The following is a 19,142-nucleotide window of genomic DNA, read 5'->3' as shown; positions in this document are numbered from 1 at the left end:
GTGTGCGGCGCTCAGCCGCGCGTCAGCAGGGAGCGGAGGAAGAAGCGCAGGTTGGCGGGGCGTTCGGCGATCCTGCGCATGAGGTAGGCGTACCAGTCGTCGCCGTAGGGGACGTAGACGCGCATCTTCGTGCCCTGGCGCGCGAGCCGTACCTGCTCGTCGGGACGCACGCCGTACAACATCTGGTACTCGAAGCCGGTCTGGTCGCGGCCGTGCAGGACGGCGAGCGTCGCGGCCAGTTCGATGAGGCGCGGGTCGTGCGTGGCGATCATGGGGTAGCCGGACCCGGCCATGAGCACGCGCATGCAGCGCACGAAGGAGCGGTCGATGTCGGCGGGCCTGCGGAGGCCGCCGGGGGCCTCGTAGGCGCCCTTGCAGAGCCTTACCCGCGCCCCTTCGACCCGCGCGCACAGCTCGGCCGCGCCCGGCAGGTACGCCTGGACGACGATGCCGACCGACGGGTGCTCCTTGCGCAGGGTCGAGTGCACCGACGCCTGGGCCTCGATCGTGTCGTGCTCCTCGGCGTCGAGGGTGACGGTGATGCCGTGCGCGGCGGCGGCCTCGCACACGGAGGCGGCGTTGTCGAGCGAGAGCTGCTCGGACAGCCGCAGGCCGAGGGCGGTGAGCTTGACCGACACGTCGGAGCCGGGCTCCAGCCGCTCCAGCAGGGTCAGGTAGGCGCGGACCTCGCGCTCGGCCTCGACCCGGTCGCGCACCTCCTCGCCCAGGTGGTCGACGGTGACCTCCAGGCCGCGGTCCATCAGCTCGCGCACCACGGCGCCGACGTCGTCGGCCACGTAGCGGCGCACCACGCCGCGGGTCAGGGGCGAACTCTTGAGCATCCGCTCGGCCCGCTCGTCGCGCGAGACGGCCAGCAGGACCTGCCGCAGCACAGAGGACACAGGCTCACCATAACCGGCGGTTCTGGCCGATGAACCGGGCGACATCCGGATCCGTCCTAGGAGATATGCGCAGAGCAACGCTTCTCGCCGGATGTCTGATGCTGGCCGTCGGATGCGGCACGACGCCCGGGGGCGCCTCCTCCGCGGCGCCGGCCACCTCCGCCGCCGACACCGGATCGCCCACCTCGCCCGACACCGCGGTGAGCACCACCGCCGGGGCCAGCGGCCAGGTCCCGACCGGCAAACCCGAACCGGTCAAGCCCGTGGGCGACACGATCAACCCCCGCAAGATCCCCTTCACCACCGCCAAGCCCGTCTCGGGCGGCAAGGCGGTGCGGCTGGTGTGGTGGTCGGGCGTCGCGCCCTGTTCCGTGCTCGACCGGGTGACGGTCAAGGAGACGGCCAAGCGGGTGACGATCACCCTCTACGAGGGACCGGCCCGCAAGGCGAAGAACACGAGCTGCATCATGATCGCGGTGGAGAAGACCTACACCGTGAAGCTCAAGAAGCCGCTCGGGAACCGGAAGATCGTGGACGGCGCCAAGCCCTGAGCCCCGTCACGGCCTGGCTTCGTTGACGCAGCGCAGGACCGGGTGGCCGATCAGGGCGGCCGGGTCCAGCTCGCGTTCTGTGGCCACGTGGAAGGTGACCGACTCGCCGGGTAGCAGCGTGACGAGCTGCTCGTCCACGGTGGCCGCCGGGTCGAGCCGGTCGGGGAAGAGCGCCAGCTCCCGCAGCAGGGTCCGGGCGGTGACGGTGACCGCCACCCCGCCCGGCTCCGCCGTCACGCGCGTGTCGTAGGCGGCGACCGGCAGGCCCGCCTGGGGGTCCTCGGCGAGGAAGTGCAGCCGGCGGTGCTCACCCAGGGTGATCGCCACCAGGCCGGCGTCCGGCCCGTCGAGCAGCGGGACCACGGCCGTGGAGCGCGCCGGCACCTCGACGGCCACCCTGCCCTCGGCCAGCGTCTCGCCGCCGACGGTCAGCCTTCGCTGCTCCAGCTCGCCGGACCACACCTCGGGCGAGTCGTTGACCACGACGACCTCGCCCTCACGCACGGTGAGCAGCCGGTCGGCGTAGACGCGGCGCAACGCGTACCACAGCGGCTTGCGCCGCCCGCCCCCGTCCACCGCCGCCCACGACACGACCGGCCAGCAGTCGTTGAGCTGCCACACGATCGTGCCCGTGCACGCGGGCAGTTGGGCGCGGAAGTGCTCGATGCCGAAGGCGACCGCACGCGCCTGGTTGACCTGGGTGAGGTAGTGCCAGTCGTCGAAGTCGCGCGGCTGCGGCAGGTGCTCGCCCAGGCCGCGCAGCAACTTCTGCTCGCCGTCGACCGCCTTCTGGTGTCCTACCGGCGGCTCCTGCGAGCTGCCCTCGCGCAGGGTCGCGTGCGTGGGCGGGCCCTGGAAGCCGAACTCGGCGACGAAGCGCGGCCGGTAGGCGGCGTAGCGGGTGTAGTCCTCGCGGTTCCAGACGTCCCAGATGTGGATCGTTCCGCGAGCCGGGTCGTTCGGCGGCAGGTCCGGCGCACCCGAGTAGGGGCTGCCCGGCCAGTACGGGCGGGTCGGGTCGAGCTCGGCGACCACCTTGGGCAGCAGGTCGAAGTAGAAGCCTGCGCCCCAGGACCGCTCGCCCAGCGTCTCCTTCCAGCCCCAGTCCGCGTGGCCCTCGATGTTCTCGTTGTTGCCGCACCACAGCACCAGGCTGGGCCGGGCGCTGAGCCGCGCCACCTGCTCGCGCGCCTCGGCCTCGACCTCGCTCGCGAACGGCTCCTCCTCCGGGTAGGCCGCGCAGGCGAACGGGAAGTCCTGCCAGACCAGCAGGCCGAGCTCGTCGGTCAGGTCGTAGAAGTCGTCGCTCTCGTAACGGCCGCCGCCCCAGACGCGCACCAGGTTGACGTTGGCCTCGGTGGCCTGGGACAGCCGGGTCGCCAGCCGCTCGCGGGTCAGCCGGGAGGGGAAGCAGTCGTCGGGGATCCAGTTGACGCCGCGCACCGCGACCGGCGTGCCGTTGACCACGATCGTGAACGCGCCGCCGGTCTGGTCGAGGCGCACGTCGCGGAAGCCGATCCGCCGGTGCTCGACCTGCTCGCCCAGGCGCACGGTCAGGTCGTAGCGGTACGGCTCGCCGTACCCGCGGGGCCACCACAGCCGCGGCTCGGGCACCTGGAGCCGGAGCACGCCCTCCCCCGCGACCTCGGCGGAGACCGTGACCCCGGCCACCTCGGCGGTGACCGTGCCCGCGCCCGCCACGACGACGTGCACCTCGACCCGGCCGTCGCCGTGCACCAGCGGCCGGACCTGCGCCAGCCGCGCCCCGCTCCAGCTCTCCAGCCCGATCGGCTGCCAGATGCCCGAGGTGACCAGCGTGGGTCCCCAGTCCCAGCCGAAGTTGCAGGCCATCTTCCTGATGAACTGGTACGGCTCGGCATACGCACCCGGCCGCTCGCCCAGCTCGGCCCGCCTCGCCTCGGCATAGCCGTACGGCGAGGCGAACCGCACCTCAAGCGTGTTGACCCCCTCGGCGAGCAGGTGCCGCACCGGGAAGCGGTAGGAGCGGTGCTGGTTGGCCGTGCCGCCCACCTTGACGCCGTTGAGCGTGATCGTGGCCACGGTGTCGAGCCCGGCGCAGACCAGGTCGGTGTGCTCGTGCTCGTCGCCGGTCCAGGTGAACTCGGTCCGGTAGAGCCAGTCCGTGCGGCCGATCCAGCCCAGCCGGCTCTCGTTGTCGTCGAGGTAGGGGTCCTCGATCAGCCCCGCGGCCAGCAGGTCGGTGTGCACGCAGCCGGGTACGGCGGCGGGCACGCCGGTGATCCGGACGTCCTCCGAGACGGCCGAGAGGGTCCAGCCGTCGTGCAGCGGACGGTGAGTGCTCAACGTGGCTCTCCTACGTTACTTAACCGGATAAGCGAGTAGCCCCTACGATAAGGCCACGCTCGACTCGACGGAGGGGCCAGGTGAAGCGACCCACGATCGCCGACATCGCCCGGCACGCCGGCGTGTCCAAGGTGGCGGTCTCCTACGCGCTCAACGGGCGGCCGGGCGTCTCCGCGTCGACCCGCGCCCGCATCCTCGCCATCGCCGGCGAGATCGGCTGGCGGCCCAACAGCGCCGCCCGCGCGCTCAACGACAACCGCGCCGGCGCCCTCGGCCTGGTCCTGCGCCGCCCGGCGCGCACGCTCGGCGTGGAGCCGTTCTTCATGGAGCTGATCAGCGGCATCGAGGACGAGCTCTCCGCCCGCTCCCACGCGCTGCTCCTCCAGGTCGCCCGCGACCACGACGAGGAGATCGAGCTGTATCGCCGCTGGTGGGGCGAGGGCCGCATCGACGGCGCGATCCTCGTCGACCTCAGCGCGGACGACCCGCGCGTCCCGGTCGTCGAGGCGCTGCACCTGCCCGCGGTCGTCATCGGCCACCCGTCGGCCTCCGGCTCCCTCACCGCCGTCTGGTCCGACGACCGCGCCGCCATCCGCGAGACCGTCCACCATCTCGCCGCCCTCGGCCATCGCCGCCTCGGCCGGGTGGCCGGGCTGCCCCTGCTCGTCCACACCCGGCAGCGCGACCGCGCCTTCGCCGAGACCTGCGCGGCGCTGGGCCTCGACGAGCCCGTCGTCGTCCACACCGACTACACCGGCGAGGAAGGCGCGCGCGCCACCCGCCGCCTGCTCACCACGCCCCGGCGGCCGACCGCCATCGTGTACGACAACGACATCATGGCCGTCGCCGGGCTCTCCGTGGCCCAGGAGATCCCGCTCGACGTGCCCGGCGAGCTGTCCCTCGTCGCCTGGGACGACTCGCCGCTGTGCCGGGTCGTCCGCCCGCCGCTGACCGCCCTCAGCCGCGACATCCCCGCGTACGGCATGCAAGCCGCCCGCACCCTCCTGGCCCTCGTCTCCGGCGAGCACGCCACGCACGTCGAGGCCCCCGCCGCCCGCCTGACCTCCCGCGGAAGCACCGCCCGCCCCGCCTGATCCCGAGTCAGGCCCCGTATCAGGCGCCGTGTCAGCCCGGCGACGGCCCGGTGTCAGGACGGGCGGCGACAGTAGTCGACATGCAGCACCGGCCGACGGCAAACGGCCGGCGAACCGACTACTCAGGAGCTTTCCTCATGCGACAGAACGTGAACGACTTCACCGGCAACGGCCTCGACAAGGTGTACGACGTGCTGGCCCGGGCCGTCGACTCCGGCAGGATCCCCGGAGTGGTCGCCCTGGTCGGCCGCGGTGACCAGACCCACGTGGCGGCGCTCGGCACCATGCGCCACGAGGGCGGCGCCCCGATGAGCCGCGACACCATCTTCCGTATGGCCTCGACCTCCAAGCCGGTGACGATGGCGGCGGGGATGATCCTGCTCGACGAGTGCCGGCTGCGCCTGGACGACCCGGTCGACCCGTGGCTGCCCGAGCTCGCCGACCGCCAGGTGCTGCGCCGGATCGACAGCCCGCTGGACGACACCGTCCCGGCCCGCCGGCCGATCACCGTCCGGGACGTGCTGACCTCCACTTTCGGCCTCGGCATGGACATCACCTCGCTGGGCGCCCCGATCATGGGCGCGATCTTCGAGCGCGGCCTCACCCCCGACGGGCCGACGCCGATGCCCGAGCCCGACGAGTGGATGCGCCGCCTCGGCGAGCTGCCGCTGATGGCCCAGCCGGGCGAGCGCTGGCAGTACCACATCAGCAACGACCTGCTCGGCGTGCTGGTCGCCCGGGTGACCGGGCAGTCGTTCGAGTCCTTCCTGCGCGAGCGCCTCTTCGAGCCGCTGGGCATGCGGGACACCGGCTTCGACGTGCCCGCCGACAAGATCGACCGGCTGCCCCCGCTCTACGCCCCCGACGCCGCGACCGGCGAGTTCCACATCTGGGACGAGGCCGAGGGCGGACGGCACAGCAAGCCCCCGGCGTTCCAGGGCGGTGGCGGCGGGCTGGTCTCGACCGTGGACGACTTCAACGCCTACTTCCGCATGCTGCTCAACGGCGGGGTGCACCAGGGCGAGCGGATCCTCTCCCGGCCGGCCGTCGAGCTCATGACCACCAACCGCCTCACCCCCGAGCAGAACGCCGCCCGCAACGCCATGGCCACCCAGAACGTCCACCTGTCCTTCGGCCAGGGCCAGCACGGCGGCTGGGGCCTGGGCATGGCCGTCCGCACCTACCGCGGCGACTACGCCCCGGTCGGCCAGTTCGGCTGGGACGGCGGCAGCGGCACCACCGCCCACGCCGACCCCGCCAACCAGCTCACCGGCTTCCTGCTCACCCAGGTCGGCATGACCGTGCCGGACTCGACCCGCCTGATCCACGACTTCTGGACCACCGTCTACCAGTCCCTCGACGCCTGACCCCACTCCCTCAGACCGCCTTCAGACCCCTTTCGTCCTGCCCCACTCCGTTCAGCCCCTTCCCTCCTCCCTTCAGACCCCCTTGAACCCGACAGGAGCCACCACCATGTCCGTCACCCTCGCCCTCACCGCCCAGGACAAGAGCACCCTCCGCAGCGCCGCCTACGGCGCCGTCTCCCTGATCGCCGCCGCGGACGCTGCGGGCAAGCCGCACAAGGCCGCCACCCGCGGCTCGCTCACCCTGGCCGCCGCCACCGGCCCGATCGGGCACGTGCTCGCCGCGAAGACCAACGACCTCGACCTGTCCGGCCGATCGGCCGCCGCCCTCGCCGACCACGTCCTGCCCGCCCTCACCCAGGCCGTCCGCCTCCTCGACACCCAGGACCCGACCCTGGCCGCCGACTACCGGGCCACCGTCCTGACCGCCGTCGAGGCCGCCGCCGGCACCCACCACAACCGCCCCGGCCCCGTCGTGGCCGACATGATCCGCAAGATCACCGGAGCGCTCGACGCCGCGTGAACCGGCCGACGAGACTCCACCGTGTCACCGAGGTCCACCCCGGACCTCGGTGACACACCCATGTGCGGGCCTCTCGAAGGAGCGCAACGCCCGACGCCGCCCACCCCGGCGGTCTCCACGCCGTCGCTCGCGCGGAGCCGGGAATGCTCCCCGAGCAAAGAAGGTTGAGTGGGGTAGGCTCAAGACGTTTGACAAAGACGCCAGGCATTCATAGGTTGAGTCAAGCCAACTCAACTTTGACCACAAGGACGAACTCATGGCACGTGCGGTAGGTATCGACCTGGGGACGACCAACTCTGTCGTCTCGATTCTCGAGGGCGGCGAGCCCACGGTCATCGCCAACGCGCAGGGCTCGCGGACGACCCCGTCCGTGGTGGCCTTCGCGAAGAACGGCGAGGTTCTCGTCGGTGAGGTCGCCAAGCGGCAGGCCGTCACCAACGTGGACCGGACGATCCGCTCGGTCAAGCGCGAGATGGGCACCAACTGGTCGCAGGAGATCGACGGCAAGAAGTTCTCGCCGCAGCAGATCAGCGCCTTCGTCCTGCAGAAGCTCAAGCAGGACGCCGAGGCGTACCTGGGTGAGAAGATCACCGACGCGGTGATCACCGTCCCGGCCTACTTCAACGACGCCCAGCGTCAGGCCACCAAGGAAGCCGGCACCATCGCGGGCCTCAACGTGCTCCGGATCATCAACGAGCCGACCGCGGCCGCCCTGGCCTACGGCCTCGACAAGGACAAGGACCAGACGATCCTGGTCTTCGACCTCGGCGGCGGCACCTTCGACGTGTCCCTGCTCGACGTCGGCCAGGAGGACGGCCACGGCTTCGTCGAGGTCAAGGCGACCTCCGGTGACAACCACCTCGGCGGCGACGACTGGGACCAGCGCGTCGTGGACGAGCTGGTCAAGCGCTTCCAGAACGCGCACGGCGTCGACCTGGCCAAGGACAAGATGGCCCTGCAGCGCCTGCGCGAGGCGGCCGAGAAGGCCAAGATCGAGCTCTCCAGCCAGATGGAGACCTCCATCAACCTGCCCTACATCACCGCCTCCTCCGAGGGCCCGCTCCACCTGGACGAGAAGCTCACCCGCAGCGAGTTCCAGCGGCTGACCGCCGACCTGCTCGAGCGGACCAAGGGCCCGTTCAACCAGGTCATCAAGGACGCCGGCATCAAGGTCTCCGACATCGCCCACGTGGTGCTCGTCGGCGGCTCGACCCGGATGCCCGCCGTCTCCGAGCTGGTCAAGGAGCTCACCGGCGGCCAGGAGCCCAACAAGGGCGTGAACCCGGACGAGGTCGTCGCCATCGGCGCGGCGCTCCAGGCCGGCGTGCTCAAGGGCGAGGTCAAGGACGTCCTGCTGCTCGACGTGACCCCGCTGTCGCTGGGCATCGAGACCAAGGGCGGCATCTTCACCAAGATCATCGAGCGCAACACCACGATCCCGACCAAGCGCTCCGAGGTCTTCACCACGGCCGAGGACAACCAGCCGTCGGTGCAGATCCAGGTCTACCAGGGCGAGCGCGAGATCGCGGCCTACAACAAGAAGCTGGCCACCTTCGAGCTGACCGGCATCGCGCCGGCGCCGCGCGGCATCCCGCAGATCGAGGTCACCTTCGACATCGACGCCAACGGCATCGTCAACGTCTCCGCCAAGGACCTCGGCACCGGCAAGGAGCAGACGATGACCATCACCGGCGGCTCCGCGCTGGGCAAGGACGACATCGAGCGCATGATGCGCGAAGCCGAGTCCTACGCCGAGGAGGACCGCAAGCGCCGCGACGAGGCCGAGGTCCGCAACAACGCCGACGGCCTGGTGTACCAGACCGAGAAGTTCGTCCGCGAGAACGAGGACAAGATCCCGGACGACATCAAGCAGCAGGTCAACGACGCGGTCGCCGACGTGCGCAAGGCCCTGGAGGGCACCGACACCGACGCCATCCGCAACAGCGCGGAGAAGCTCGCCACGGTCAGCCAGCAGATGGGTTCCGCGATCTACGCCCAGTCGCAGGGCGCGGCCCAGCAGCCGGAGGACGGCGGCCCCGCGGGTGACGGCCAGCAGCAGGCCAAGGCGGACGACGACGTCGTCGAGGCCGAGATCGTGGACGACGAGCAGCCGAAGAAGGACTCCTGACCGTGGCGGAAAACGCTGAGGAACCAGTGATCCGAGACAACCGCAAGATCGACCCGGAGACGGGCGAGGTCCGGCGCCCCGAGCCGGAGGAGCCGCAGCAGGCGCAGGAGGAGCAGGAGCAGGTGAGCCAGATCCTCAGCGGCGCCGAGGCGGACCTCCTGCTGGAGCGGACCGCCGACCTGCAGCGGGTCCAGGCGGAGTACACCAACTACCGGCGGCGCGTCGAGCGTGACCGGGTGGTGGTGAAGGAGCAGGCCGTGGCCGGCGCGCTCACCGAACTGCTGCCCGTGCTCGACGACATCGGCCGCGCCCGCGACCACGGCGAGCTGACCGGCGGTTTCGCCAAGGTCGCCGAGTCGCTGGAGGCCGCCGTCGCCAAGCTGGGGCTGAGCTCCTTCGGGCAGAAGGGCGACCCCTTCGACCCAACCGTCCACGAGGCGCTGATGCACAGCTACTCGCCGGACGTCACCGAGCCGACCTGCATCGAGGTCCTCCAGCCGGGCTACCGGATGGGCGAGCGCGTGCTGCGCCCGGCGCGGGTCGCCGTGGCAGAGCCAGAAACCGAGGAATGAGGTTATGAGCACCAAGGACTACCTGGAAAAGGACTACTACAAGGTCCTTGGTGTGCCCAAGTCCGCCACCGCCGAAGAGATCAAGAAGGCCTACCGGAAGCTGGCCCGGGAGAACCACCCCGACGCCAACCAGGGCAGCACGGAGAAAGAGGCCAAGTTCAAGGAGATCTCCGAGGCGTACGACGTGCTCTCCGACACCAAGCGGCGCAAGGAGTACGACGAGGCTCGCACGTTGTTCGGCTCGGGCGTGGGTGGCGCCCGGCCGGGCGGTGCGGCCGGCGGGGGCTTCCCCTTCGACCTCGGTGACCTGTTCGGCGGCTCGGGACAGCAGCAGGGCGGCAGCGCCTCCGACCGGTTCGGCGACCTGTTCGGCGGGTTGTTCAACCGGGGCGGCGGCGCCGGCCGTACCACGGGCACGGGCACGACCCGCGCGCGGCGCGGGCAGGACATCGAGTCCGAGGTGAGCCTGTCCTTCACCGAGGCGGTGCTGGGCACCACGGTCTCGCTCCGGCTGACCAGTTCCAACGCCTGCGGGGCCTGCTCGGGCACCGGGGCGAAGGCCGGCACCACGCCGCGGGTCTGCCCCACGTGCGAGGGGACCGGCGCGGCCAGCCGCAACCTGGGCAACTTCGCCTTCTCCGAGCCGTGCCGCGACTGCAAGGGCCGCGGGCTGCTGGTGGACGACCCGTGCCCGGTGTGCGAGGGCAGCGGGCGGGCCAAGAGCACCCGGACGATCCAGGCGCGCATCCCGGCCGGGGTCGACGACGGCAAGCGGGTCAAGCTGAAGGCCAAGGGCGCGCCGGGCGAGAACGGCGGGCCGGCCGGCGATCTGTACATCCTGACCCACGTCAAGCCGCACCCGGTGTTCGGCCGGTCGGGTGACAACCTGACGATCACCGTCCCCGTCACCTTCACCGAGGCGGCGCTGGGCGCGGAGATCAAGGTGCCGACGCTCAAGGGCATGCCGGTGACCGTGCGCATCGCGCCGGGCACGCGCAACGGCCAGGTCCAGCGGGCGCGCGGGCGAGGTGTGGCACGCAAGGACGGCACCAAGGGCGACCTGCTGGTCACCTTCGAGGTCGTCGTGCCGAAGCAACTGGACGACAAGGCTCGCGAGCTCCTGACCGAGTTCCGCGAGGCGACCGCGGGCGACGACCCGCGGGCAGATCTCATCGAGAAGGCCAGAAGCGAGTAAGTGCAGGCCCGCCTGCCTGCCAACCGAAGGAACCCAGAGCCATGGACGCCAGATACTTCGATCTCTCCGACGACACACCCGTCTACGTGATCTCGGTGGCGGCCCAGCTCTCCGGTCTGCACCCGCAGACGCTGCGGCAGTACGACCGCCTGGGGCTGGTCAGCCCCGGGCGGGCCGCCGGCCGCGGGCGCCTGTACTCCACTCGCGACATCCTCCAGCTCCGCGAGGTGCAGCGCCTGTCCCAGGAGGAGGGCATCAACCTCGCCGGGATCAAGCGCATCCTGGAGCTGGAGAACGAGGGGTTGCGCCTGCGCGAGGAGGTGCATCGCCTGCGCGCCGAGATCTCGATGATCAAGGCTTTGATCAGATACGAGCTGCCTCCGGGGGCATAGACATATGGACTACAAGCTCACCCAGAAGAGCCAGGAAGCCCTGTCCGGCGCGATGCGCCGGGCCGCGGCCGAGGGCAATCCCGAGATCTCACCGGCGCACCTGCTCTCCACGCTGCTGACCCAGACCGGCGGTACGGCGGTGCCCCTGCTCGACGCGGTGGGCGCCGACTGGAAGGCCGTCCGCTCCCGCAGCGAGCAGCTCCTGGCCGCGCTGCCGAAGGCGCAGGGCGCCACCGTCGCCGCGCCGAGCAGCTCCCGCCAGCTCCTGACGGTGCTCAACACCGCGGCCCACACCGCCAAGCGCCTGGAGGACGAGTACGTCTCCACCGAGCACCTGCTGGTCGGCCTGGCCACGGACGGCGGCCAGGTGGCCGACCTGCTGAAGGGCGTCGGCGCCACCCGTGACGCGCTGCTCGACGCCTTCGAGAAGGTCCGCGGCAACGCCCGGGTGACCAGCGAGACCCCCGAGGACACCTACAAGGCGCTGGAGAAGTTCGCCGTCGACCTGACCGAGCGGGCCAGGTCCGGCAAGCTCGATCCGGTGATCGGCCGGGACGGCGAGATCCGCCGCGTGGTGCAGGTTCTGTCCCGCCGTACCAAGAACAACCCGGTCCTGATCGGTGAGCCCGGCGTGGGCAAGACCGCCGTGGTCGAGGGCCTGGCCCAGCGGATCGTGGCCGGTGACGTGCCCGAGTCGCTGCGCGGCAAGCGGCTGATGTCGCTCGACCTGGGCGCGATGGTCGCGGGCGCGAAATACCGCGGCGAGTTCGAGGAGCGGCTCAAGGCGGTGCTCTCCGAGATCAAGGAGAGCAACGGCCAGATCGTCACCTTCATCGACGAGCTCCACACCGTCGTGGGCGCCGGCGCGGCCGAGGGCGCGATGGACGCGGGCAACATGCTCAAGCCGATGCTGGCCCGCGGCGAGCTGCGCATGATCGGCGCGACCACGCTCGACGAGTACCGCGAGCGCATCGAGAAGGACCCGGCGCTGGAGCGCCGCTTCCAGCAGGTGTACGTGGGCGAGCCGACGGTCGAGGACACCATCGCGATCCTGCGTGGCCTCAAGGGCCGCTACGAGGCGCACCACCAGGTCCAGATCGCCGACAGCGCGCTGGTGGCCGCCGCAGCGCTGTCCGACCGCTACATCACCAACCGCTTCCTGCCGGACAAGGCCATCGACCTCGTCGACGAGGCGGCCAGCCGGCTGCGCATGGAGATCGACTCCCGCCCGGTCGAGATCGACCAGCTCCAGCGGAACGTCGACCGGCTCAAGATGGAGGAGCTCGCGCTCGCCAAGGAGACCGACGAGGGCTCCCTGCACCGGCTGGAGCGCCTGCGCAAGGAGCTGGCCGACCGCCAGGAGGAGCTCAACGGCCTGGTCGGCCGCTGGGAGCGGGAGAAGGCCGGCCTCAACCGGGTCGGCGACCTGAAGAAGCAGCTCGACGAGGCGCGCAGCACCGCCGAGCGCTTCCAGCGCGACGGCAACTACGGCGAGGCCTCCCGGCTGCTCTACGACGAGGTCCCGCGCCTGGAGAAGGAGCTGGAGGCGGCCACCCGCGCCGCCCAGGAGGCCGAGTCCGCGCCGATGGTCAAGGAGGAGGTCGGCGCCGACGACATCGCCGAGGTCATCTCCTCCTGGACCGGCATCCCGGCCGGCCGGCTGCTGGAGGCCGAGACGACCAAGCTGCTCCGCATGGAGGACGAGCTGGGCCGCCGCCTCATCGGGCAGCGCGAGGCCGTGCGCGCGGTCTCCGACGCGGTACGGCGCAGCCGCGCCGGCATCGCCGACCCCGACCGCCCCACCGGCTCGTTCCTGTTCCTCGGCCCCACCGGTGTCGGCAAGACCGAGCTGGCCAAGGCGCTGGCGGAGTTCCTGTTCGACGACGAGCGGGCGATGACCCGCATCGACATGAGCGAGTACTCCGAGAAGCACAGCGTCGCCCGGCTGGTCGGCGCGCCTCCCGGCTACGTCGGCTACGAGGAGGGCGGCCAGCTCACCGAGGCCGTGCGCCGCCGGCCGTACACCGTGGTGCTGCTGGACGAGGTGGAGAAGGCCCATCCTGAGGTCTTCGACATCCTGCTCCAGGTGCTCGACGACGGGCGGCTGACCGACGGGCAGGGCCGTACGGTCGACTTCCGCAACACGATCCTGATCCTCACCTCCAACTTGGGCTCGCAGCTCCTGCCCGACCGCGACGCGGTGATGGGCGTGGTGCGCAAGACCTTCAAGCCCGAGTTCCTCAACCGGCTCGACGACGTGCTGATCTTCGACGCGCTCGGCACCGAGGAGCTCACCAGGATCGTCGACCTGCAGGTGGAGCGGCTGGCCAAGCGGCTGGCCGACCGGCGGCTCACGATGGAGGTCACCCCGGCCGCCCGCGACTGGCTCGTGCTCACCGGCTACGACCCGCTCTACGGCGCGCGCCCGCTGCGGCGGCTCGTGCAGTCGGCGATCGGCGACCAGCTGGCCCGCGCGGTGCTCTCCGGCGAGATCATCGACGGCGACCGCATTCTGGTCGATCTGGGTGATGACGAGTTGACCGTCCGGCCTGTTCGGTAAGGACTCGCCCAGCCTTCGGGCAAGGCGGCCCCGCACCCCGTGTGTCGTCACTAGCTTCAACGTTCGTCAGATCGCCGAACACGATCAGGGGGACGTGCAGTGAAGATCCGTAGCATTCTCGCAGTTGCCACGTTGACGGCGGGAGTGACGTGCATGGTCACGGGCGCCGCCTTCGCCACCGACGAGTGCAAGCCCGGCCGCGCGGCCCTGCTGCAGGCGCCCACCACGGTCGTCTCGCTCTGCGAGGACGTCACCGACGTCCGCGCGGCGGGCACCTACGGCGGGAAGATGTCGGCGCCCGCCAACAGCCCCGTGTTCCGTACGGCCGAGGTGCTGGCGCAGCGGGCGGGCCTGCCCGGCCTGGCGCGCAGCAGCGCGGTGCTGAGCGTGGCCGACCTGGGCGGCGTGGCCGCGGGCGCCGGCGCGCCGGCGCTGCCGTCCGAGGTGCCGACCAGCCTGGCGAACGCCGCCCGCGTGCCCAGCGGCCTGGCCGACGTCTCCCAGCTGGCCGAGTTCCCCGACGTGCCGGGCCTGCCGGGCAACCCCGGCGAGCGGCTGCCGGAGGCGGCGCGGATGGTGCCGCAGCTGCCCGACCTGGCCGAGACCACCGGCGCGGACAAGCTGCCTGAGCGGGTGGCCGAGGTCGAGGACAAGGTCGCCCCGCTGCTGCCGGAGCAGGCTCCCGGCCTGGTGCAGAGCCTGCCGCTGACCGAGCAGGCGGCGGTCGAGGACCTGGCCGAGCTGCTGGAGAACCTCGAGCTCGACTGACCGCCCGAACGGCGTGAGGGGGGCCACCGGTGCGGTGGCCCCCCTTCGCGCGTTCAGGAGATCAGCGCGTCGAGGTCGTCCTCGGGCAGGCCGAGGTCGAGCCGGATGCGGTAGCGGGTGCGCAGCATCGCCACGTGCTCGGGGTCGTCGCTGGCGCACGCCAGGACGGCCTGGGTGGCCCACTCGTGGCCGGTGGCCAGGTCGCCGTAGGCCACGAGGGTCTCGGCGATGCTGTGCGCGGTCGTCGCGTCCACCTCGCCCTCGGCGCTGAGCGCCGCGATGAGCTGCCTGGCCTCGTCCGGCCGGTCGAGCTCGAAGAGCGTGTCGGCGATGCCGGCGCGCGGGTCGATGCCCGGATCGCCGCCGTCGTCGGCCGCCCGCTGGTAGCAGTCGAGCGCGCGGGCGGGCTGTCCGGCCGCGCGCCACTCCTCTGCCGCCAGGACCAGGATGGCCGCCCTGGAAACGTCGCCGGAGGTGTATCCCCCGGCGAGATCGTCGAGTTTCCTGGCCAGCGAGCCGTGGTCGTCGGCCAGAAGTGCCTGCTCCAGCAGGCGATCAAGGTGCTCACGGGTCACATGCGCCACACCGCGAGACTACCGAGCGACCTGCGCTCATGCCGGGCCAATGACGATGTCGGCCTGGCTACAGGTTTGGCAACGTTTCGTGCAACCCTGCGTACTCTCCGCGTGTTATCCCTGCTTGTCGGGCATATCTCCGTCGCATGACCGCGACCGAAGGGAGCTGTGATGGGCAAGCAGTTGACCTTCTCCCTCGCCTGTGCCGCTGTGATGTCCGCGCTCCTCCCCGGAGCGGCCGGATATCTCTCGGCCCGCATGGAGGCGATCGAGGCGGCAGAACTGAGGCTGCAGACGATGGAGATCCGGCTGCAGCGCGGCAGTACCCAGCAGGTCAGACCGGTCTCCTTCCCGAGACCCTGCGAGATGGCCTCGCCGTTGCCCACCGAGCCCCCGGCCGCGGCGGCCTTCGTGCCCGCGCCGGAGTTCAAGGTGAAGAAACGTCTCAGCCCCGGAAGGGACTGAGCTGGCGGGGCAGGAACCCGCGGATGAGCTGCTTGGCGGCCGAGATGATCTCGGTGTCGCCGTCGGGGTCGCGGCGGAAGGCCAGTTTGAGCACGGCGTCGCCGGCCTCGACCGCGACCAGGACGGCCACGTCGAGCTCATGGCTGTCGGCCAGGCCGTACTCCTTGAGCAGCAGGCCGCGCAGCCGGCCAGCGATGACGGTGTTGTTGTCGCTGTCGCTGTCCAGCAGGTTGAGGTCGACCACGTCGCCGAAGTGCAGGCTCTTGAAGCCGGGGACGGTGCGGTGCATGTCGACGTACTCGTCGATGATCGCGTCGACCGCCTCCCACCAGCCGCGGTAGTCCTCCTCCAGGAAGCGGGCGCCGACCCGGGAGACGAACTGCTCCACGTTGCGCCTGGTCACCTCCTGGGTGATGGCCCGCTTGTCGGGGAAGAACTGGTAGACCGAGCCGATCGCGACGCCGGCGCGGTCGGCGATGCGGGTGGTGGACAGAGCCTCGTAGCCGATCTCGTCCAGCAGGTCGGCGCAGGCGTCGAGCATGCGCTCGACCCTGCGGGCACTACGGCGCTGAGTGGGTTGACGACGGAGCGGAGTCGGCTCGCTGCAGTCGCCGGTGTCGGTCTGCGGGGTAGGCACGAGTGACATCTTCCCCCCATCTGGTCGCCAACTACCCGTCAATCGCGGGATTTCTGAGGACTCGGGCGACGGCACGGGTGGCGGCCGGGGACAGCCGGGAGAGCACGTAGCCGAGCCGGCCCTCGGCGTTGACCGGCACGAGCGCCTGGTTGCGGTGGACGGCCCGCAGGATGTGCGCGGCGACCCGCTCGGGCGGATACGCGCGGCGCTCCAGCGCGGTGATGGCGGCTTCGCGCACGTCGGGGCCGACGAAGGTGGCGTTCCGCGCGATGGCCGTGGACACGAAACCGGGGCAGATCGTGCTCACGCCGATGCCGTGCCCGGCGAGTTCGGCCCGCAGGCAGTCGCTCAGCGACTTCACCGCCGCTTTGGACACCGAGTAGGCCGGCAGCGACCGCGACGGCAGGAACGCCGCCACCGAGGCGACGTTCACGATGTGCCCGCCCTCGCCGCGCTCCACCATCTGCCGGGCGAACAGCCGGCAGCCGTGGATCACGCCCCACAGGTTCACGTCCAGCACCCGCTGCCAGTCGCCCAGCGAGTGCTCCAGGAACGGGCCGGAGACGGCGACCCCGGCGTTGTTGACCACCACGTCCGGCACCCCGTGCTGGTCGGCCACCCACTCCGCGAACGCCGCCATCTGCCCCGCGTCCGCGACATCCACCTCGTACGGCACGCCGCCGAACGAGCCGGCGGTCTCCTCCGCGGCCTTGAGGTCGAGGTCGGCGCAGATCACCTCCGCCCCGTGCGCGGCGAAGGCCCGGGCGGTGGCCCGCCCGATGCCGCTGCCCGCGCCGGTGACCACGACCAGCGTGTGCCGGAACGGCCGCCGGTCGGCGGCGCGGCGCAACTCCCGTGTGGGCCGGTCGCGGCCGGCGAACTCGGCGATCATCCGGGCCACCTGCCCGGGATGGGTGCGTTGCATCCAGTGCCCGGCGACGATCTTGCGGTGGGCGAGCTCCGGCACCCACCGCCCGAGCGAGGCCAGCAGGTGCGGCGAGACGTACGGGTCGCGGGTGCCCTCGATGAGCTGCACCGGCACGTCCACCCGCGCCTCGGCGTCGCGCCACTGCCCGGCGTCGTTGACGCGGTAGAGCTGCAACCCGTTCCGCGCGTCCCGCGCCAGCGTCTCGGCCGGGTGCCCCAGCCTGGGCGGCACGCCGGGGCCGAGCTCCGACCGTCCGGTGCGCAACCGCTCGGCCAGCACCCGCCAGCCCAGTTCCGGCAGCACCGGGAGCCTGAACAGCCCGATGTACCACGACCGGGCCCTCTGCCCCAGCACGTGGCGGCGCTTGCCGTCGCTCATGAACCGGGCGATCTGCCGGTAGCCGGGCACGCCGAGCGTGGTGAAGGTGGCGATGCGCTCGCGCAGGCCGGGCCGGGCCAGCGCCTCCCAGCACTGGATCGCACCCCAGTCGTGCCCGACCAGGTGCACCTCGGGCTTGCCCACCGCGTCCAGCACCGCGGCGAGGTCGGCGGTCAGCTCGTCGAAGCCGTACGCGCGCCGGTCGCGCGGCGCGGTCGACGCCCCGGCGCCGCGCACGTCGTAGCGCACCACGTGGAACCGGTCGCGGAGCAACGCGGCCACCTCGTCCCACACCGCGTGCGTGTCGGGATAGCCGTGCACCAGGACGATCGTCGGGTTGGCGGCGTCACCCTCCTCGAAGAGCGCCAGCCGTACGCCACTCTTCCCGTCACCGGACGTTATTGGACGCATGATCCAACGTTATGACTAGCCCGGCTTCGCCGATAGACCCGCGCACGAGCGCAACTGCTTCCAGCTCGCGACCGCCTGTGTCGCCGCCGGGCCGGTCAGCGGCACGGGCAGGCCGGGCGACTGGATGGTCGCCGGGGTCCAGCGGTCCTTGAGCACCTTGCGGCCGTTGATCGTCAGCGTCAGCACGCCGGTCTTGCCGGTGACCGGGCCCCAGTTGTAGAAGATGAAATTGCCCAGGCCGTAGTTGACGTAGGCGTTGCCCAGGTAGCCGCTGCCCAGCAACTGGTGGGCGTGCCCGCCCACGATCACGTCCGCGCCCGCCTTGATCAGCTTGGGCGTCAGCGAGCGTTGCGCCTCGTTCGGGCAGGGCTGCAGCTCGGTGCCCCAGTGCAGGAACACGATGACCGTGTCGGAGTTCTTGCGGGCCTGCCGTACCGCCTGGATCAGCCGCGGCTCGTTCTTCGCCGAGGCCAGCCCGCCCTGGCCGGGCGTCGCCGACCACGACTGGATGAACTCCGCGTCCAGCACCTGCGTGGCGCCGATGATCGACACCTTGTTGCCGTTCAGCGTGGTGCGGAACGGCTTGTACGCCTCCGCGTCGTCCTCGCCGATGCCGATCACCGGGAAGCGGCTCTTCTTGATCGCCGCCAGCGAGTCCTCGAGTCCCGTGCTCCCGTAGTCCATGCCGTGGTTGTTCGCCATGCTCACCACGTCCACGCCGCCCGCCTTCAGCGCGGTGAACGCGCTGGCCGGGGCCCGGAAGGTGAACTGCTTGTTCACCGGCGCCCCGCCCGTGGTGATCGCCGTCTCCAGGTTGATCACCGCCAGGTCCGCCCGGCCCAGCACCCGTGCGATCGGCCCCAGCGCCGTCTTCGGACTGTCCAGCCGTGCCCGTAGCGCCCCCTCGAAGTGCACGTCACCCCCGAAGGCGATCGTGTACGGCTCGCGTTCCGGCTCCCTCTGCTGCTCGATCGGCCCGATCGTCGACTTCGACCCGGTCGTCGTCTCCGGCTTGGCCGTGGCAGTGCTGCAGGCAGACACGGCAACGGCTAGGGCAACCAACGCAAAAGCACGCGAGCGTCTCATCTTGGGCACAGTCCCAGAGCATGCCATGAGCAGGCAATGAACGGGACATGTCCGTATCTACCAGAGAAGATCCACAAGCGGTGGGGTTAGCTAGAAGTCACCTGCGCGCACTCCACGGACAAAGACCTGCCACTCCTCGGCGGTGAACCTCAACACCGGCCCATCCGGGTCTTTCCCGTCCCGGACTGCGACCCCGCCATCGTCAAGCTCCGCGATCTCGACACAGGCTGACGCCCCGTTGCAGAATCGGCTTCTACCCCAGCGGAGTCTCATCCCCTTACCTCTCCC

Annotated in this window: 17 protein-coding genes and 1 pseudogene; 11 read left to right on the top strand and 7 right to left on the bottom strand. The window is 71.1% G+C overall.

Annotated elements, in window-relative coordinates; all coding sequences use genetic code 11:
- Positions 1–11: 11 nt before the first annotated feature.
- Complete coding sequence (locus tag AB0I67_RS08480; protein ID WP_357919703.1) at positions 12–902, bottom strand: proline dehydrogenase family protein; 891 nt, start codon at positions 900–902, stop codon at positions 12–14.
- Between the two features lie 65 nt (positions 903–967).
- Here AB0I67_RS08480 and AB0I67_RS08475 point away from each other — a divergent pair, with 65 nt between their 5' ends.
- Positions 968–1,453 (top strand): hypothetical protein, encoded by a 486-nt coding sequence (locus AB0I67_RS08475; protein WP_357919700.1) that lies wholly within the window; start codon positions 968–970, stop codon positions 1,451–1,453.
- A gap of 6 nt (positions 1,454–1,459) precedes the next feature.
- Here the strand turns inward: AB0I67_RS08475 and AB0I67_RS08470 are convergent, their stop codons facing one another.
- Entirely contained in the window at positions 1,460–3,778 is a 2,319-nt protein-coding gene (locus AB0I67_RS08470) for a glycoside hydrolase family 2 protein (RefSeq protein ID WP_357919697.1), read from the bottom strand.
- A gap of 80 nt (positions 3,779–3,858) precedes the next feature.
- On the opposite strand from AB0I67_RS08470, the gene AB0I67_RS08465 reads away from it, so the two are divergent.
- The 9 genes and pseudogenes from AB0I67_RS08465 to AB0I67_RS08425 all read left to right on the top strand — a co-directional run bounded on the left by AB0I67_RS08465 (position 3,859) and on the right by AB0I67_RS08425 (position 14,374).
- Entirely contained in the window at positions 3,859–4,872 is a 1,014-nt protein-coding gene (locus AB0I67_RS08465) for a LacI family DNA-binding transcriptional regulator (RefSeq protein ID WP_357919694.1), read from the top strand.
- Positions 4,873–5,009: 137 nt separating this feature from the next.
- The gene (locus AB0I67_RS08460; RefSeq protein WP_357919691.1) at positions 5,010–6,239 is read left to right on the top strand and encodes a serine hydrolase domain-containing protein; all 1,230 of its coding nucleotides are present in this window, start codon (positions 5,010–5,012) and stop codon (positions 6,237–6,239) included.
- 106 nt (positions 6,240–6,345) lie between these two features.
- Complete coding sequence (locus tag AB0I67_RS08455) at positions 6,346–6,759, top strand: hypothetical protein (protein WP_357919688.1); 414 nt, start codon at positions 6,346–6,348, stop codon at positions 6,757–6,759.
- A gap of 256 nt (positions 6,760–7,015) precedes the next feature.
- The gene (gene dnaK, locus AB0I67_RS08450; protein WP_357919685.1) at positions 7,016–8,887 is read left to right on the top strand and encodes a molecular chaperone DnaK; all 1,872 of its coding nucleotides are present in this window, start codon (positions 7,016–7,018) and stop codon (positions 8,885–8,887) included.
- Positions 8,888–8,913: 26 nt separating this feature from the next.
- Complete coding sequence (grpE, locus tag AB0I67_RS08445) at positions 8,914–9,459, top strand: nucleotide exchange factor GrpE (RefSeq protein WP_357919682.1); 546 nt, start codon at positions 8,914–8,916, stop codon at positions 9,457–9,459.
- Between the two features lie 4 nt (positions 9,460–9,463).
- Positions 9,464–10,654, top strand: a complete 1,191-nt coding sequence (dnaJ, locus tag AB0I67_RS08440; RefSeq protein WP_357919679.1) for a molecular chaperone DnaJ — start codon at positions 9,464–9,466, stop codon at positions 10,652–10,654.
- Positions 10,655–10,695: 41 nt separating this feature from the next.
- A pseudogene (locus AB0I67_RS08435) lies at positions 10,696–10,998 on the top strand (helix-turn-helix transcriptional regulator); the annotation flags it as partial.
- Positions 10,999–11,050: 52 nt separating this feature from the next.
- A complete protein-coding gene (gene clpB / locus AB0I67_RS08430; protein WP_357919677.1) occupies positions 11,051–13,606 on the top strand; it encodes an ATP-dependent chaperone ClpB in 2,556 nt (851 codons plus the stop codon).
- A gap of 153 nt (positions 13,607–13,759) precedes the next feature.
- Positions 13,760–14,374 (top strand): hypothetical protein, encoded by a 615-nt coding sequence (locus tag AB0I67_RS08425; RefSeq protein WP_357919674.1) that lies wholly within the window; start codon positions 13,760–13,762, stop codon positions 14,372–14,374.
- 53 nt (positions 14,375–14,427) lie between these two features.
- Here the strand turns inward: AB0I67_RS08425 and AB0I67_RS08420 are convergent, their stop codons facing one another.
- The gene (locus tag AB0I67_RS08420) at positions 14,428–14,958 is read right to left on the bottom strand and encodes a tetratricopeptide repeat protein (protein WP_357919671.1); all 531 of its coding nucleotides are present in this window, start codon (positions 14,956–14,958) and stop codon (positions 14,428–14,430) included.
- A gap of 159 nt (positions 14,959–15,117) precedes the next feature.
- Here AB0I67_RS08420 and AB0I67_RS08415 point away from each other — a divergent pair, with 159 nt between their 5' ends.
- Entirely contained in the window at positions 15,118–15,414 is a 297-nt protein-coding gene (locus tag AB0I67_RS08415) for a hypothetical protein (protein WP_357919668.1), read from the top strand.
- Here the strand turns inward: AB0I67_RS08415 and AB0I67_RS08410 are convergent.
- The 4 genes from AB0I67_RS08410 to AB0I67_RS08395 all read right to left on the bottom strand — a co-directional run bounded on the left by AB0I67_RS08410 (position 15,395) and on the right by AB0I67_RS08395 (position 19,127).
- Positions 15,395–16,060 carry a TetR family transcriptional regulator gene (locus AB0I67_RS08410; RefSeq protein ID WP_357919665.1) on the bottom strand — a complete coding sequence of 222 codons (666 nt, stop codon included), beginning with the start codon at positions 16,058–16,060 and terminating at the stop codon, positions 15,395–15,397. The two genes, AB0I67_RS08415 and AB0I67_RS08410, sit on opposite strands and share 20 nt — an antisense overlap.
- Positions 16,061–16,082: 22 nt before the next feature.
- Entirely contained in the window at positions 16,083–17,768 is a 1,686-nt protein-coding gene (locus AB0I67_RS08405) for an SDR family oxidoreductase (protein ID WP_357919663.1), read from the bottom strand.
- 15 nt (positions 17,769–17,783) lie between these two features.
- Complete coding sequence (locus AB0I67_RS08400) at positions 17,784–18,854, bottom strand: CapA family protein (RefSeq protein WP_357919661.1); 1,071 nt, start codon at positions 18,852–18,854, stop codon at positions 17,784–17,786.
- Between the two features lie 90 nt (positions 18,855–18,944).
- On the bottom strand, positions 18,945–19,127 hold the full coding sequence (locus AB0I67_RS08395) for a DUF397 domain-containing protein (protein WP_357919658.1): 183 nt from the start codon (positions 19,125–19,127) through the stop codon (positions 18,945–18,947).
- Positions 19,128–19,142 lie beyond the last annotated feature (15 nt).

The sequence above is a fragment of the Nonomuraea sp. NPDC050310 genome (genome assembly GCF_040655795.1).
Lineage (GTDB): Bacteria > Actinomycetota > Actinomycetes > Streptosporangiales > Streptosporangiaceae > Nonomuraea.
Note: the sequence above shows the minus strand (reverse complement) of the source record. Positions and strands in the feature narration are given on the sequence as shown.

Bases quoted from the DNA above. Each gene is read 5' to 3' on its own strand.
- AB0I67_RS08475 (WP_357919700.1), top strand. From the start codon at position 968: ATGCGCAGAGCAACGCTTCTCGCCGGATGTCTGATGCTGGCCGTCGGA.
- AB0I67_RS08460 (WP_357919691.1), top strand. From the start codon at position 5,010: ATGCGACAGAACGTGAACGACTTCACCGGCAACGGCCTCGACAAGGTG.
- AB0I67_RS08455 (WP_357919688.1), top strand. From the start codon at position 6,346: ATGTCCGTCACCCTCGCCCTCACCGCCCAGGACAAGAGCACCCTCCGC.
- dnaK (WP_357919685.1), top strand. From the start codon at position 7,016: ATGGCACGTGCGGTAGGTATCGACCTGGGGACGACCAACTCTGTCGTC.
- dnaJ (WP_357919679.1), top strand. From the start codon at position 9,464: ATGAGCACCAAGGACTACCTGGAAAAGGACTACTACAAGGTCCTTGGT.
- clpB (WP_357919677.1), top strand. From the start codon at position 11,051: ATGGACTACAAGCTCACCCAGAAGAGCCAGGAAGCCCTGTCCGGCGCG.
- AB0I67_RS08425 (WP_357919674.1), top strand. From the start codon at position 13,760: ATGGTCACGGGCGCCGCCTTCGCCACCGACGAGTGCAAGCCCGGCCGC.
- AB0I67_RS08410 (WP_357919665.1), bottom strand. From the start codon at position 16,060: ATGTCACTCGTGCCTACCCCGCAGACCGACACCGGCGACTGCAGCGAG.
- AB0I67_RS08405 (WP_357919663.1), bottom strand. From the start codon at position 17,768: ATGCGTCCAATAACGTCCGGTGACGGGAAGAGTGGCGTACGGCTGGCG.
- AB0I67_RS08400 (WP_357919661.1), bottom strand. From the start codon at position 18,854: ATGAGACGCTCGCGTGCTTTTGCGTTGGTTGCCCTAGCCGTTGCCGTG.
- AB0I67_RS08395 (WP_357919658.1), bottom strand. From the start codon at position 19,127: ATGAGACTCCGCTGGGGTAGAAGCCGATTCTGCAACGGGGCGTCAGCC.